Origin of the sequence: Buttiauxella noackiae (assembly GCF_000737905.1) — a bacterium.
In the GTDB taxonomy this organism is placed as follows: Bacteria; Pseudomonadota; Gammaproteobacteria; order Enterobacterales; family Enterobacteriaceae; genus Buttiauxella; species Buttiauxella noackiae.
In genome coordinates, this window is record NZ_JPRU01000002.1 from 1,442,105 (window position 1) to 1,457,440 (window position 15,336).

General features: G+C 50.2%; 13 protein-coding genes. 5 read left to right on the forward strand and 8 right to left on the reverse strand.

Going from position 1 to position 15,336, the window contains the following annotated elements:
* Positions 1–12: 12 nt before the first annotated feature.
* Positions 13–984 (forward strand): WaaS/CpsH family glycosyltransferase, encoded by a 972-nt coding sequence (locus IX31_RS15075; RefSeq protein ID WP_034459557.1) that lies wholly within the window; start codon positions 13–15, stop codon positions 982–984.
* 58 nt (positions 985–1,042) lie between these two features.
* Here the strand turns inward: IX31_RS15075 and lsrG are convergent, their stop codons facing one another.
* Genes lsrG through lsrA form a run of 6 tightly spaced genes read right to left on the reverse strand, consistent with a single transcriptional unit; the run spans position 1,043 to position 6,785 of the window.
* Positions 1,043–1,336 (reverse strand): (4S)-4-hydroxy-5-phosphonooxypentane-2,3-dione isomerase, encoded by a 294-nt coding sequence (gene lsrG / locus IX31_RS15080; protein ID WP_034459559.1) that lies wholly within the window; start codon positions 1,334–1,336, stop codon positions 1,043–1,045.
* Positions 1,333–2,223 carry a 3-hydroxy-5-phosphonooxypentane-2,4-dione thiolase gene (lsrF, locus tag IX31_RS15085; RefSeq protein ID WP_034459562.1) on the reverse strand — a complete coding sequence of 297 codons (891 nt, stop codon included), beginning with the start codon at positions 2,221–2,223 and terminating at the stop codon, positions 1,333–1,335. The genes lsrG and lsrF overlap by 4 nt, the downstream gene beginning before the upstream one ends.
* Before the next feature lie 10 nt (positions 2,224–2,233).
* Positions 2,234–3,253: an autoinducer 2 ABC transporter substrate-binding protein LsrB gene (lsrB, locus tag IX31_RS15090; RefSeq protein ID WP_034459565.1), complete on the reverse strand. Its 1,020-nt coding sequence runs from the start codon at positions 3,251–3,253 to the stop codon at positions 2,234–2,236.
* Between the two features lie 2 nt (positions 3,254–3,255).
* Positions 3,256–4,257, reverse strand: coding sequence for an autoinducer 2 ABC transporter permease LsrD (lsrD, locus tag IX31_RS15095; RefSeq protein WP_034459568.1), 1,002 nt, complete (start codon positions 4,255–4,257; stop codon positions 3,256–3,258).
* A complete protein-coding gene (lsrC, locus tag IX31_RS15100) occupies positions 4,258–5,289 on the reverse strand; it encodes an autoinducer 2 ABC transporter permease LsrC (protein ID WP_034459571.1) in 1,032 nt (343 codons plus the stop codon).
* Positions 5,286–6,785, reverse strand: coding sequence for an autoinducer 2 ABC transporter ATP-binding protein LsrA (lsrA, locus tag IX31_RS15105; RefSeq protein WP_051880732.1), 1,500 nt, complete (start codon positions 6,783–6,785; stop codon positions 5,286–5,288). Before lsrA ends, lsrC begins: the two co-directional genes overlap by 4 nt.
* A 213-nt stretch (positions 6,786–6,998) precedes the next feature.
* On the opposite strand from lsrA, the gene lsrR reads away from it, so the two are divergent.
* Positions 6,999–7,970: a transcriptional regulator LsrR gene (gene lsrR / locus IX31_RS15110; protein WP_034459574.1), complete on the forward strand. Its 972-nt coding sequence runs from the start codon at positions 6,999–7,001 to the stop codon at positions 7,968–7,970.
* A 29-nt stretch (positions 7,971–7,999) separates the two neighbouring features.
* Positions 8,000–9,592: an autoinducer-2 kinase gene (lsrK, locus tag IX31_RS15115; protein ID WP_034459578.1), complete on the forward strand. Its 1,593-nt coding sequence runs from the start codon at positions 8,000–8,002 to the stop codon at positions 9,590–9,592.
* A 21-nt stretch (positions 9,593–9,613) separates the two neighbouring features.
* Here the strand turns inward: lsrK and IX31_RS15120 are convergent, their stop codons facing one another.
* Positions 9,614–10,996 (reverse strand): carbohydrate porin, encoded by a 1,383-nt coding sequence (locus IX31_RS15120; protein ID WP_034460123.1) that lies wholly within the window; start codon positions 10,994–10,996, stop codon positions 9,614–9,616.
* 426 nt (positions 10,997–11,422) lie between these two features.
* Here IX31_RS15120 and IX31_RS15125 point away from each other — a divergent pair, with 426 nt between their 5' ends.
* Positions 11,423–13,441 carry an NADPH-dependent 2,4-dienoyl-CoA reductase gene (locus IX31_RS15125; RefSeq protein WP_034459580.1) on the forward strand — a complete coding sequence of 673 codons (2,019 nt, stop codon included), beginning with the start codon at positions 11,423–11,425 and terminating at the stop codon, positions 13,439–13,441.
* A gap of 105 nt (positions 13,442–13,546) precedes the next feature.
* Here IX31_RS15125 and rlmG read toward each other — a convergent pair whose 3' ends face one another.
* A complete protein-coding gene (gene rlmG / locus IX31_RS15130) occupies positions 13,547–14,683 on the reverse strand; it encodes a 23S rRNA (guanine(1835)-N(2))-methyltransferase RlmG (RefSeq protein WP_034459582.1) in 1,137 nt (378 codons plus the stop codon).
* Positions 14,684–14,800: 117 nt separating this feature from the next.
* Between rlmG and IX31_RS15135 the strand changes: the two genes are divergently transcribed.
* Complete coding sequence (locus IX31_RS15135) at positions 14,801–15,301, forward strand: M48 metallopeptidase family protein (protein WP_034459583.1); 501 nt, start codon at positions 14,801–14,803, stop codon at positions 15,299–15,301.
* Positions 15,302–15,336 lie beyond the last annotated feature (35 nt).

Sequence of the window (15,336 nt, forward strand, 5' to 3'; positions counted from 1 at the left end):
GGCTTTGATTCTATGCGTTTTTTCTTTCTAGAATGGGTTAATGATTTTGAAAAAATGATGCTTAATTCTTTGGCGGAAAACCATCCGGTATTCCAAATAAACCGCATCATGAGACGTTTCAAAACTGTGAACAATCTGCTTCCAGGTCAATATTTAAAACGCATGCACAAGAAAATACACTGTGCTATCAGGCTGTCAAAACCCCAAAAAAATGATGTTATCGTCTGCAATGGATACAGCGTATTTCCTTTCCTGGATTATGTGAAAACCATGCAATGTAAAAAAATATTGATTTTGCGCGACTCGGTAGAAGCATTAACGAATAAACGCAGAAAGCTGGGGCAACTTGCAGAAAACCAAGACTACATTGAAACAGTGAGGCCTATTTTTGATGTGATTTTTAGCTTTGACCCAGAAGACAGTAGAAATTACGGTCTAACTTATATTAAACAATTCCTGCCTTTTACTTGGCAACAAATTAAATCGATAAACGATAAAAATCATCACATTAAAAATAGCTGCTTCTATGTGGGGGGCTATCAGATTGAAAGAGCAAATCTTATCAATCAAATCACACCTATCCTGGCAGAGTGCAATTGCACAACTGATTTTTATTTAATGGACAAGTATAATAACAATGCCAACTACCCATCGAACTGTATAAATAAAAAAATAGATTACCTGGAAAACATTAACAAACTAAGCACTTCAAAGTTTGTTCTTGAAATAAACAAGCCAGACCAAAAAGGGCTAACACTCAGAGCAATAGAAGCGTTGGTGTTTAATAAAAAACTCATCACCAATAATCCTGAAATCAAAAACCAAGAATTTTATCATTCTTCACGTAACTTCTTTTATAGTGGAAATAACTCGCAAGAACTCAAGGAGTTTTTGCATACTCAGCCTATAAATGTGGAACCTGCAGTAGCCCGCAAATACAGTGCAGACGGAATGCTAGAAACACTAAAGCAACACATTATTTAAGTTGCACTGTCTATGAACTGAATCCTCTCCAATATGAAGAGGGTTCAAATGATAAATACTACGCCGGCAACAACCCCACAAAACTCCTCTTCTTACGCGGTTCCGACATCATCTCATCGAGCCTCTCAACGCAGGTCAGATAATGCGGTGTTTGCTTATGCGCCAGCACAGCTTCATCGTCCTGGTAGGCCTCATAAATATAGAACCGCGTGGCAACATCCGGGTCCTGCAGCACATCAAAACGCAGATTACCCGGCTCTTTGATTGAGCCTTCATGGTTGGCGCGGAACACGTCCATAAATTCGTTGACCCGCTCCGGTTTGATATTAATCTCTACCAGCGTCACGTTCATGCCTTATCTCCCTGATGCTTCTCATCGAGCCAGAACTGATACGCCTCACGAGCAGTGGCATTCTCATGAACCACCTTTTTCACCGCTTTTAGCATGGCAAGGGGCGCATCTGACTGGAAAATATTGCGCCCCATATCCACGCCGGATGCGCCCTGATCGATGGCCCGGAAACACATCTCCAGTGCCTCTTGTTCAGGCAGTTTCTTGCCTCCGGCGATAACAATGGGCACCGGGCAACTGGCAGCAACCTTCTCGAAACCCTCTTCGACAAAATAAGTTTTCACAAACTGCGCGCCAATTTCTGCAGCGATTCGGCTGGCGAGCGAGAAATAGCGAGCATCGCGTGCCATCTCCTTACCCACACCGGTTACAGCGAGAGTTGGAATGCCATAGCGTGTACCTTCATCTACCAGCTTGATGATGTTGTTGATCGACTGATGTTCGTATTCGCTGCCAATATAAATCTGGGCTGCCACCGCGCAGGCATTGAGGCGCAACGCATCTTCCATCGTCACCGCCACACTTTCCCGCGAAAGTTCGCTGAGAATGGAGTTGCCGCCGGAAGCACGCAACACCACAGGTTTATTGGTGGCGGGCGGCACAACGCTGCGCAGTATTCCGCGTGTACACATCAGCACATCGGTTTCCGGAAATAGCGGGGCGATAGATAAATCAATACGTTCAAGACCGGTGGTAGGCCCCTGGAAATAACCGTGGTCAAATGCCAGCATAACGGTACGCCCGGTGTCAGGGTTGAAAATACGGGCCAGCCGCGACTGCATCCCCCAATCCAGTGCTCCGCTACCCTTCAGATAAAACGCTTTGTTCTCCTGAGGGCGGCCAATACCGTAATCTTTGCCTTCTCTGATATCGTCAAGATCTGCCATTTATTCCCCCTCAGAAATCGTATTTACCGATATTGTCTTTGGTGAACACCACGCGTTCTGGCAGCAGCACAATACCGTTACCTTTCGCTTCATACTGGTAGCCCTGTACGCTATTAGGCTCGACTTTCAGGCTGCCAATTTTCGCTACATCAACAGTGTCACCAACATTAAGATCGCCCTTTTTCAGCATGGTATTTGCGACGTTAACCGCAATTTCACCCTGCTGCACAACGTCCCACAGGCCAAAGGCTTTTACCGTTCCGCGTTCAACATACGGGCGCATGACGTTTGGCGTGCTGAAACCGACAATCGCAACATTGGTGCGTTTCAGGTTTTCAGCAGCCTGTGCGGCAGCTGGTAAAGCGTTAGCATCGGGTGCAATGATCGCATCCAGATCCGGATAGGCTTTTAAGATCCCTTCAGCGGTTTGCAGGGATTTAGTGGCATCGTTATAACCAAATTGCGTGGTGACGATCTCCCATTGCGGATGATCTTTGGCAATCTTCGCTTTCGCCTCTTTTACCCACTGGTTTTGATCCGTCACGGTAGGGCTTGAGTAGAAGAACGCCACTTTGGCGGCAGGTTTAGTCACCTGTTTTGCGGCCATATCCACCAACATGCCACCAAGCTGTTGCGGCGTTCCCTGATTGATGTAAATACTGCGGCATTCGGGTTTAGTATCAGAATCCCATGTCAGTACTTTCACACCACGTTGCATGGCACGTTTAAGCGCCGGGCAGAGCCCATCTGGCGAAACAGCTGAGACAATAATCGCGTTGTAACCCTGATTGACGAAGTTGTTGATAAGCTGCACCTGGCCGGAGACGCTTGGTTCAGTTGGCCCGTCGTAAGTCACCGGAACACCGAGATCTTTGCCCGCCTGCATCGCGCCATTGCCGCCACTGGTAAAGAAGCCCACGCCTACCAATTTTGGAATAAAGGCAATCCTGTCGGCGGCTTGCGCACTCACCACACCAAAGGCTAATGCCCATGCACTGAGTTGCAGGACGCATTTTGTTGTCTGCTTCATAATCACACTCCCGTTAGTTTTCTGTTACCGCGCAAACGACGCCACGCCGCTTGTAGATATTCGCGGTGCAAACTCACCGAACGACCAATGACCACCACAATCAACAGCGCACCGGACAACGCACTCGATACCTGATTAGGCACGCCAGCCATCTGTAAACCTTGTTGCAAATACCCCACCAACAGAGCCGCCAGTGCTGTTCCCAAAATCGAACCGGAGCCGCCATAAATATTCGCGCCACCCAGCACCGCCGCCGTTAAAGCAGGCATTAACAAATCGCGTCCTAAATCAGAACGCGCCGAGCCGAAATACGAAACCAGCACAATCGCCGCAATGGCAGATGCCAGTCCCACCATGCCGTAAACGCCATACAGCGAGCCGTTTACCGGCAGTGCCGCATAACGCGCGGCACGTGGGTTTTGCCCAATCAGAAAAATATGGCGACCAAAGCGAGCACGGTGGGTCAGTAGCCAGAAAATCAGCGTAATAACTGCGAACATCACCAGCGGAATGGGGAGGCCGAAAAGCGTCAGATTAGCGAAGTTGGTAAACGCATCCGGGAAGCCACCAATACCTTCATAACCTGTCGCACCCGCCATACCGGAAAGCAACAACGCCGCGCCACCGAACAGATAAAGCGTGCCGAGTGTGATAACCAGCGGGCTGATGCCGGTGTAGTGAATCAATGCCGCATTAAACAATCCACACAGCAAGCCGACTGCCAGAGTCAACATTACGGCCACCGATATTGGCAAACCCGCCTGCAACATCACACCCAGCGCAATAGCACACAGGCCAATCGTTGACCCCAGCGAAATATCAATGCCACCGCTGATGATCACAAGCGTCAGCGGCAGCGCCACTATCCCGATGCAGATAAAATCGCTGGTGCTAAACAGCAGCATATTGATGTCTAACATGCGGGGGTTGATGGCGCCGAACAGCAAGATTTCTGCCACCAGAATAAGAAGCAGCGCCACTTCCCAATTGAGTTTTAGCTTCATCTACGCCACATCCTTTTTCTTACGGGGAAAAGGCCGTACATTTTTCGCACCTGGTAATGGCGGTACAAAACGGCTGTATTTTTGTGCCCGTTGATGCCGCGCCAGCGCCTGGCGTAACCGCCCATCCAGCACCAGCACACCGAGTAAAACCAGACCTGCAATAAAGTCATTCCACCAGGCAGGGAGTTTGAAGAGCACCAGGACGGTGTCAATTTGCGTCAGGAAAAATGCGCCGAGAAATGCGCCAATGATGGTTCCCGTACCGCCAAGCAGAGAAATACCGCCCAACACACAAGCTGCGATAGCTTTCATCTCCAGCCCGCTTCCGGTCTGGTTGGGTACAAAGCCAATTTGCGAAGCAAAGATAATCCCGGCGATTGCCGCCAACATGCCATTGAAAGTGAAGGCCATAAGACGGGTGCGGTTCACCGCCACACCGAGCTGACGTGCAGCGGCCAGGTTGTCGCCCACCGCGTAGAAATCACGCCCGAAAGCGGTTCGTGCAAATACCCAGGCAGCGATAGCCACTAAAGCAAGAACCATAAAACCAAGCGGGGAAATCCCCAAAGCGACCGGTTCGGAGAGCGATTTCAGATTAGGTGGTAGTCCTTCAATCCATTTTCCACCTGTCCATAACAACATACCGCCGCGATAAAGCCCGAGCGTACCAAGGGTCGCTACAATTGCGGGAATGCGTAGCCAGACCACTAAAATCCCGTTAAAGAAACCTGCCACCGCGCCAATCAACAAGGCAAAAAGCATCGACACCGGCAAGCTATAGCCGCTGTTAAGCGCCACGCCGACAGCAATTGCACACAGTCCTACAGTCGATCCTACGGAAACGTCGATATTGCGGGTCAGCATCACCATCGAAGCACCTACCGCCAATAGGATCAGGATCTGAGCGCTGGTGAATATCATGCTTAGCGTTTGCAAGCTGAAGTAGCTGTGATTGAGTGCGACCAACACGCAAAATAGAGCAACTATCGCCAGCAGCGCGCTGAGTTCACGGTTGCGCAGCAATGTTTTCATGCTTTACCTCCGCCAAACGCCATACTCATCATGCGATCCACAGTGATTGCTGGCTTACGTAACTCACCATTCATGGCACCCTGGTGCATCACCAGCACGCGATCCGCAAGCCCGCTGAACTCATCAAGATCGGATGAGATCATCAGTACTGCCACGTTTTGAGCAGCCACACTTTTGATCAGCTGATAGATATCCGCTCGCGCCGCCACATCCACACCGCGCGTTGGCTCATCAATGATGAGCAACAACGGATTGGCTTCAAGGCAGCGAGCCAGCAGGACTTTTTGCTGATTACCACCGGAGAGCGTGCGTACCATCTGCCCGGCATCGTTGAGTTTGATTCCCAGCGCCCGGTGGTAGCGTTCCACTACCGCGGACTCCCGTCTGCTTTGAGGCCACAGGCCCGGCTCGTTAAGCACCACGGTGTTCCAGCGGATCGGCGCATCAAGGAATAAACCGGAAACCTGGCGATCTTCTGGCAGATAAATAAGCCCAAGATCAAGGCGTGCTTTGGTGCGATCGCGGCTAATTTCACGGTTTTCTAAATAAATGCGCCCACCGCGAACGGGCCGTAAACCGTAGAGCGTTTCGGCAAGCTCAGTGCGACCAGATCCCACCAGCCCGGCCAGGCCTACGATCTCACCTGCGTACAATTCAAAACTGAGATCGATAAATCCTTCACCGGTCAGCTCCTCTACGCGCAGTACCGGAAAATCCTGCGGTTCGGTGCGACGATTTCCCGGCAATGCCAGCCACAATTTTTGCGTATCGCTTAACGCATGTTGGCGATCGTTCGGTGTCATGGCATTGATCAGTTGCTCATCAAGTAGCTGCGCAGTTTCACCTTGTAACACTACGGCACCGTCACGCATCACTGAGATATGGCTGGCAAGCTGGCGGATTTCCGGCAATTTGTGGGAAATAAATACAATACCCACTCCGAGACTTTGCAAGGCGCGGATCTGGCGAAATAGCCGCTCAGTTTCGCCCGGTGTCAGTGATGCGGTAGGTTCGTCCAGGATCAGGATCTTCGCCTCGCGCATTAAACCGCGCAGGATCTCGACCATCTGTTGATCGGCAACTTCCAGCGTGCTGGCTGTTGCGCTAAGTGGGATCTGACATTCAAGCTGCTGCATTTTCTCTTGCAGGCGCTTTTCCATATCGTTTTGCCGCGGCAGGCGAAAAAGGATGTTCTCGCGCACCGTCAGATTCGGGAACAACATCGGTTCTTGCGGCACAAGGTAAATGCCTAATTCATGCGCCTGCCCTGGTTTGAGCCGCCCAAATGCTTTGCCTTGTACCTTCAGTTCACCGCTATCGGGGGTTTCCACACCGGCAAAAATCTTCATCAGTGTCGATTTCCCTGCCCCATTACCGCCCAGCAATGCGTGGACCTGCCCTGCATACAGAGCAAAATCAATACCTTTGAGCACGCTCACACCAGAAAACTGTTTGCTTATCTGGCGGGCTTCAAGCATTGCGGTGGTGTTGGTCATCGTCACTCCACAATTGAACAAAAGAGAAATTGAATTAATAATGTTCAAAAGCGTAGACGTCGGGTAATTTTTACAACAGGGCGGCGATCACAAAATTTTTAAATAGATCAGCTAAAACATTTGCATCTGAAAATGATCTTTTTGCCGTGCGCTTCACACTTTCTTATCCCGCACCTTCGAACATATGATCTAAATTTTAATAAGAGTTCACTTATGAGCGATAAACGAGCAGCAGAAGAAGGGAAACTAGCAGCACTCCCAATGGCCGAAGAAGAGTTATTGGCACGTGTGGCCTGGTCTTACTACCACGACGGCCTGACGCAGAATGACATTGGCGAGCGACTTGGGCTGCCACGTTTAAAGATTTCACGCCTGCTGGAGAAAGGGCGTCAATCTGGGGTGATTCGCGTACAGATTAACTCGCGCTTTGAAGGATGCCTGGCTCTGGAAACCCAGTTGCAGCAGCGTTTCGGCCTCAAAATTGCGCGTGTACTTCCCGCGCATAATACCCCGCCGATGAACACGCGATTAGGCATTGGCGCGGCGCAATCGCTGATGGGAATTCTGGAGCCGGGGCAATTGTTAGCGGTTGGATTTGGTGAGGCAACCATGAATTGCCTCCAGCATTTGAGCGGGTTTATCGGCTCGCAGCAGATCCGCCTGGTGACGCTTTCCGGCGGCGTCGGGCCGTATATGACGGGTATCGGCCAATTGGACGCGGCATGTAGCGTCAGCATGATCCCCGCCCCGCTGCGGGTTTCATCCCCGCAGGTGGCAGAAATTTTACGCATGGAAGCAAGCGTGCGGGATGTGATCCTCGCCGCAACCGCCGCAGATGTCGCCGTTGTCGGCATCGGGGCCATCAATCAAAAGCGCGACGCCACGATCCTGCGCTCCGGTTATATCAGCGAAGGTGAACAACTGATGTACGCCCGCAAAGGTGCGGTGGGCGATATTCTTGGCTATTTCCTGCAAGCGGATGGCGAACTGGTGGAAGGGTTGGAAATTCACCGTGAATTGCTTGGCGTAACGCTCGACGATCTCGCGCATCTCCCAACGATTGTGGGCGTTGCAGGCGGCGTGGATAAAGCGGACGCTATTTATGCCGCACTTCAGGGCCAGCGAATTAACGGCCTGGTGACGGAAGAAGAGACTGCGCGGGCGGTGTTAGCTTTGGCTAATTAACCTCGCGCCTTAGGTTGCGGGGATAATCAATGAGTTACTTGTTGGCTTTAGACGCCGGGACGGGCAGTATTCGCGCCGTCATCTTTGATACTTCAGGCCACCAGATTGCAGTCGGCCAGGCTGAATGGAAACATTTAAGCATCACTGATGTCCCAGGCTCGATGGAATTTGATCTCTCAACCAACTGGCAGCTTGCCTGCCAGTGCATCCGTGACGCTCTCCAAAAAGCACATCTTCCCCCTGGCGCTATCAGCGCAGTTTCCTGCTGTTCGATGCGCGAAGGGATCGTGCTCTACGACAGTAACGGCGATCCTATTTGGGCATGTGCCAACGTTGATGCCCGAGCCAGCCGCGAAGTCAGCGAACTTAAAGAGATCCACGATTTCCAGTTTGAATCCGAGGTTTATCATGTTTCTGGCCAAACGCTGGCGCTAAGCGCGATGCCGCGTCTGTTGTGGCTTGCGCATCATCGTCCGGATATTTATCGCAAGGCTGCGACCGTGACCATGATAAGCGACTGGCTGGCAGCAAAACTCAGCGGCGAGCTGGCGGTTGATCCTTCTAACGCGGGCACAACCGGAATGCTCGATCTGGCGACCCGTGACTGGCAGCCTGCGCTGATGGATATGGCAGGATTACGGGCAGATATTCTCTCGCCGGTAAAAGAAACCGGCACTGTTCTTGGCGGTGTCACGCAAGAGGCGTCGCAGCACAGTGGTTTATTGGCTGGCACACCGGTGGTTATGGGTGGCGGCGACGTACAGCTAGGTTGTGTGGGTCTTGGCGTAGTTCGTGCCGGGCAAGCGGCAGTATTGGGTGGCACATTCTGGCAGCAAGTGGTGAATCTGCCCGCTATCAAAACCGATCCGGAGATGAATATCCGCATTAATCCACATGTCATCAGCAATATGGTGCAGGCAGAATCCATCAGCTTCTTTACCGGCCTGACGATGCGTTGGTTCCGGGATGCCTTCTGTGCCGAAGAAAAACTGCTGGCAGAAAGACTTGGCGTGGACACTTATGCCCTGCTCGAAGACATGGCTGCCCGGGTTCCGGCGGGCTCTCATGGCGTGATGCCGATTTTCTCCGATGCCATGCATTTCAAACAGTGGTATCACGCCGCACCGTCGTTTATTAACCTCTCAATCGACCCCGAAAAATGTAATAAAGCAACGCTATTCCGTGCGTTAGAAGAGAATGCAGCAATTGTTTCAGCGTGCAATCTTGAGCAGATTTCCGGTTTTTCCGGCATCCAGTTTGAATCATTAGTATTTGCAGGCGGCGGTTCTAAAGGCGCGTTGTGGAGCCAAATTCTTAGTGATGTAACGGGGTTGCCAGTGCGTGTGCCTGTAGTTAAAGAGGCAACGGCTCTCGGTTGTGCTATTGCCGCAGGAGTCGGCGCAGGGTTGTTTAATAATCTTGCTGAAACAGGTGAACGGCTGGTTCAATGGCAGCGCGAATTTACGCCAAATCTGGCACACCGTGAGTTATATGACGAAATGAAACGCAAGTGGCTGAAGGTATATGCCGATCAACTCACGCTGGTAGATAGCGGTTTAACAACGTCAATGTGGCAGGCTCCGGGTCTGGTCATGCCATCTTCAACCCCACTCTCTCCGTAGGGAGAGAGTGGGTATTTATTATCAGAAATAGTATTTAAAGCGCACGCGGCCACCGTAACGGGTGTTATCGCTGCCGTCGTTCGATTCATGATCGGCGCTGACCCATGACACGTAAGTACCCAGATAAATATTGAAATTCCTCATGCCCATTACATTTGGGAACAGATATGAAGAGTGAATGGTATGGATATCATAAGTGCCAGCGTTGGTAATCCAGCAGTCGTTATCGCAGTTATTCATGGCGTTTGTCACATCAAACTTGTCGATATCGTTGTGGGCATAAATATAACCGAGTTCGAAGTTATGCCATAAAGCGTTCGCGCCTACGGTAAAGTCGGTTTCGTCGGCGGCATCCAGATAAGCGGTATTCAGGTTGGCGACAACTCCATCATCAGGATCGGTTTTCTGGCCGTTCCACGTCATGGTTAAGCCATAACCGGTACGATCGGACTGGTCGACCGTCTGACCATTCGCATCTTTATAACCGTAGGCGTTATTCACCACCTGCGCTTCCATCGCAGCCGCAATGGAGAAATTATCCTGTGACCAGGAAATCACCGGTCGCAGATAGGCTACGTTTTTGTCGTTCGTCAGTTCATTACCGTGATAAGACTTGTCCTGATACAGCGAGGTACCATTCTCTAACAAGGTATTGAGTTCGAAATACCAGCTGTCGATATTTTTGCTCAACATGAAGTTGCCGCCAGAATCACTACGCCCGCGCCCTTCTTTCATCATATAGATGTAGCCGTAGCCATCGCGGTATAAATCGTTGGCGGTATTACCGGAATACTCAACAAAGGTATCCTGGTTAAGCGGGAACATATTATAGGCTTCGAAACGGCCGACTTTAATTTTCCAGTCGTTTTCATGACCAAAGAAAAAAGCCGCATCATCGAGATTCATATGGCCGGTTAAGTCAGCCAACGGTTGGGCCGTGAAGCCTGCAAAATTACCATTGTCCATACGGCGATAACCATCAAAGCCCAACAACAAACGGCCATTAATATCCCAGCGCTCATTATTACCATCGGCCCAATTGGTATTAGCGCTACGACGCATAGATGTCAGGCCATTACTTCGGCTCGCAGCATCCATATTAACCTCTACATCCCCATATATTTTAAGATCGCCATAACCGGTTAATGTTAATTTCGGGGATTGGTTATCGGATTTACTGCTGGTCGATTGTTCGCTAACAACCGCGACAGGGGCGGTGACGGGTGCTGGAGTTGCTTTTATTTTTTGAATTTCTGCTTCTGCACTGGCTGCACGTTTTTCTGCAGCTGCTAAGCGTTGTTCTAATTGGTTTAATCGTTGTTCCAACTCACTTTCTTGAGTTGCGGCCATTGCCCCGCTTGATAAAATAGTAGCCGTTAATAATGTCAGTAATTTTATTTTCATATGCATTACACACCTTTATAAATAAATTATTTATATAATCCCTGTGAATATATTGAGCATACATGAATATAGCGAAAGAAATATAACAGCTTTAATTACCCATCTCTAAATAGAAATCTCTATAACCGTATTTCTATCACACACAAAAAAATTAAAATTTAAAATAATCACAAATATATTATTTATAAGAATGTGTGCATGTGGATATATAATTTTTACGTGTATTTATGGTGATATTTATGAATATAAAAACGTGAATTCATAATGTTGATGATGTACAACTGGGTTCACTGCCCAGGAAAAAATTATGACCAATCTTTGAATCTCGTCACAATCATCAGACAACTTTCCCACATCTACGCTACATCCCGCTAAATTACTAACTCATCCGACCACATAATAATAATGACTTAGCAGGAAGATAATATGAGCTATCCGTCGCTGTTTGCCCCGCTAGACCTGGGTTTCACCACTCTGAAAAATCGTGTGTTGATGGGTTCGATGCATACCGGACTCGAGGAGCACCCGGATGGTGCTGAACGCCTGGCGGCTTTTTATGCCGAGCGTGCACGTCACGGCGTGGCACTGATTGTCACGGGCGGCATTGCCCCTTCCCCTTCGGGTGTGGGCGTGGAAAGCGGCGCGGTGCTCAATGACGCAAGCCAGCTTGCCCATCACCAGATCGTGACCGACGCCGTGCACCGCGAAGGCGGCAAAATTGCGCTGCAAATCCTGCACACCGGACGCTACAGCTACCAGCCAAATCCGGTTGCCCCTTCCGCTATACAGGCTCCGATTAACCGCTTTAAGCCTCATGCATTGACCCATGATGAAATTCTCACGCTGATTGAAGAGTTTGCTCAATGCGCGAGCCTTGCACAGCAAGCAGGATACGACGGCGTGGAAATCATGGGTTCTGAAGGCTATTTAATTAACCAGTTTCTGGCCGCAAGAACCAACCAACGCAATGATGAGTGGGGTGGCGATTACACCCGACGCATGCGTTTTGCCATTGAAGTGGTACGTGCGGTACGTGAAAAAGTGGGGGCTAACTTCATCATTATTTACCGCCTGTCGATGCTCGATTTAGTCGAAGGTGGCGGTACTTTTGAAGAAGCCGTTGTGCTTGCCAAAGCCATTGAAAATGCAGGTGCGACTCTGATTAATACCGGTATTGGCTGGCACGAAGCTCGTATTCCCACCATCGCCACACCTGTGCCACGCGGCGCATTCAGCTGGGTAACTCGCAAACTAAAGGGCCAGGTTTCGATCCCATTGGTTACAACCAACCGAATTAACGATCCGCAAACCGCTGAGAAGATCCTGGCCGATGGCGATGCCGATATGGTGTCAATGGCGCGGCCATTCCTCGCCGATGCCGAGTTTGTTTCCAAAGCTCATCAAGGGCGTGAAGATGAGATCAATACCTGCATCGGCTGTAATCAGGCCTGCCTGGATCAGATTTTCCTCGGCAAAGTCACCTCTTGCCTGGTAAACCCGCGTGCCTGCCATGAAACCAAAATGCCAATCATCCCGGCAAACGTGCGTAAAAACCTGGCCGTGGTGGGAGCCGGGCCCGCAGGACTCGCTTTTGCGATCAACGCCGCGACACGTGGCCATAAAGTGACATTGTTTGATGCAGCCTCAGAAATCGGTGGGCAGTTTAATATTGCCAGGCAAATCCCTGGCAAAGAGGAATTTAATGAAACGCTGCGTTACTACCGCCGCATGTTGGGTCTGACTGGTGTTGAAGTTCGCCTTAATCAGTACGTCACCGCGCCAGTGCTTAAAGAGTTCGATGAGATTATTCTCGCCTGCGGCATTGAGCCACGTCTGCCGCTTATCGACGGAATCATGCATCCTAAAGTACTCAATTACATCGATGTGTTACGCGAGAAAGCGCCTGTGGGTGACCGTGTGGCAATCATAGGAGCCGGAGGTATTGGCTTTGATACCGCGATGTATTTGAGTCAGGAAGGGGAATCCACCAGCCAGAATATCGCCGAGTTTTGTGTGGAATGGGGCATCGATACTAGCCTGCAACATGCAGGGGGTTTACGTCCGGAAGGCGTACATCTGCATAAAAGCCCACGCCAGATTGTGATGCTACAGCGCAAAACCAGTAAGCCAGGCGAAGGGTTGGGCAAAACCACGGGCTGGATCCATCGCACAACACTATTAGCTCGTGGCGTGAAAATGGTGGCGGGTGTGACTTATGAACGCATTGACGATGAAGGGCTGCATATTACAGTCGGTGGCGAGCCACAAACGCTGACGGTCGATAACGTGATTATTTGTGCGGGGCAAGACTCACGCCGTGAACTGGCGCAACCATTGCGTGAACTGGGGAAAACAGTGCATTTGATTGGTGGTGCGGATGTGGCGATGGAGCTGGATGCCAGACGCGCAATCGCGCAAGGCACTCGTTTAGCACTGGAAATTTAGCGCTAAATGTCTGATGGCGCTGCGCTTATCAGAACTAAAGGCTAAATTTTGTAGGGTGGATAAGCGATAAGCGTCATCCACCCTTTTCACCAAAAGTGACAAATTTTAGCGGTGGCGACCCAGCTTCACAGCTTTTAAAACAACAAATTTCTTGTTGGTAGCAACGGTGTCACAGTTACCGAAGATCTTCTTCAGTTTGTGATAATAGTCGAGGTGGCGGTTAGCAACGATGTACAGCTCACCGCCATTTTGCAGACAACGACGGGCATGGTGGAACATTTCCCACGCCACCTGATCGGTCAAAGAGTGCTGCTGATGGAACGGCGGGTTGCACAGGATCGTGTTAAAACGATACGGCTCAACACCAGAAAGTGCGTTGTTAATCATAAACTCGCAGCGATCCAGATTTTCCGGCATGTTGGTTTCAACGTTCAGGCGGCTTGACGCCACTGCCATCGGTGATTCATCAACAAATACCACTTTCGCATCCGGATTCTGTTCCAGCAGATGCAGGCCAATCACACCGTTACCACAACCTAAATCGACGATTTCGCCTTCAAGGTTACCTGGCAGGTTCTCGATAAAGAAGCGAGCGCCAATATCCAGCCCGGTACGAGAGAAGACGTTTGCGTGGTTGTGAATCGTCCACGGCGTCCCATCCAGTTTCCAGCTCAGGGTTTCTGCGGCATCTTTCAGCACTGGTGCGCTGAAAGTACAGTTGATCAGGCGCGCTTTTTTCCAGGCCAGTGTGGTAGTGGTCGGCCCAAGAATTTTTTCAAACAACTCGATAGTTGAGTTGTGAATATCACGCGTTTTCGCGCCTGCGATAATGCGCGTTTGCGGTGTAACGACAGCGTGCAGCGAACGCAGTTGTTGTTCCAGCAATGCCAGCGTTTTAGGGATCTTAATCAGAACCACTGCTGGTGCTTCCGGGTAAGGAACGTTGCTATCAAGGAACGTTACGCTGGACTCAACGATGCCGTTCTCACGCAAGTTCTCACGGATGGCCAGTTCACTAAGGTACGAATCACTGATGCTATAAGGCTTGTGTTCAGCCAGTACGCAAGACAGCGCTCCGAAGTTGTCGTTAAAAATCAGGACCGGGCCACTGATTTCGATTTCGTCCAGTTGCTGCAAAAGATAATCATCGGCAGCTTCCCACGCCTGTAGTGGGTTAACGTCATCCGTTTCTGGAAAACGTTTTAGTGTCAGTGAACGGAAACCGTTGTCTAATTGGCTCATCGGCCCTCCTGGATGGTAAAATTTCGGCGTTATCCCCGAATGGGGGCGTGAGTATACCCTTTTTTTTCCTCAAACTGCGCAACTGCCTTTTGAAAGACGTCGAGCGAGCGAGATCTAATGAGCAATTTAACCTACCTTCAAGGCTATCCCGAGCATTTGCTCGCACAGGTCAGAACATTAATTGCGGAACAACGTCTGGGCGAGGTGCTGCAAAAACGGTATCCGGATACACATAACATCACTACCGATAAAGCGTTGTATGCGTGGACGCAAGACCTGAAAAACCAATATCTGCGCAATGCTCCGCCCGTGAATAAAGTGGCTTATGACAGCAAGATCCACGTGCTAAATAATGCTCTGGGCTTGCACACAGCAGTGTCACGCGTTCAGGGGAACAAGCTGAAAGCCAAAGCGGAGATTCGTGTCGCGACGGTATTTAAGAATGGGCCAGAAGCCTTTTTGCGCATGATTGTGGTTCACGAACTGGCGCACCTGAAAGAAAAAGACCATAACAAAGCATTCTATTCACTGTGCTGCCATATGGAGCCGCAATATCACCAACTGGAGTTTGATACACGCCTGTGGTTAACGCAGATGGCGTTAAGCGGGCAGGCGTGAGAGGAAACGGTGGAGGCGCCTACGCTAATCCACCC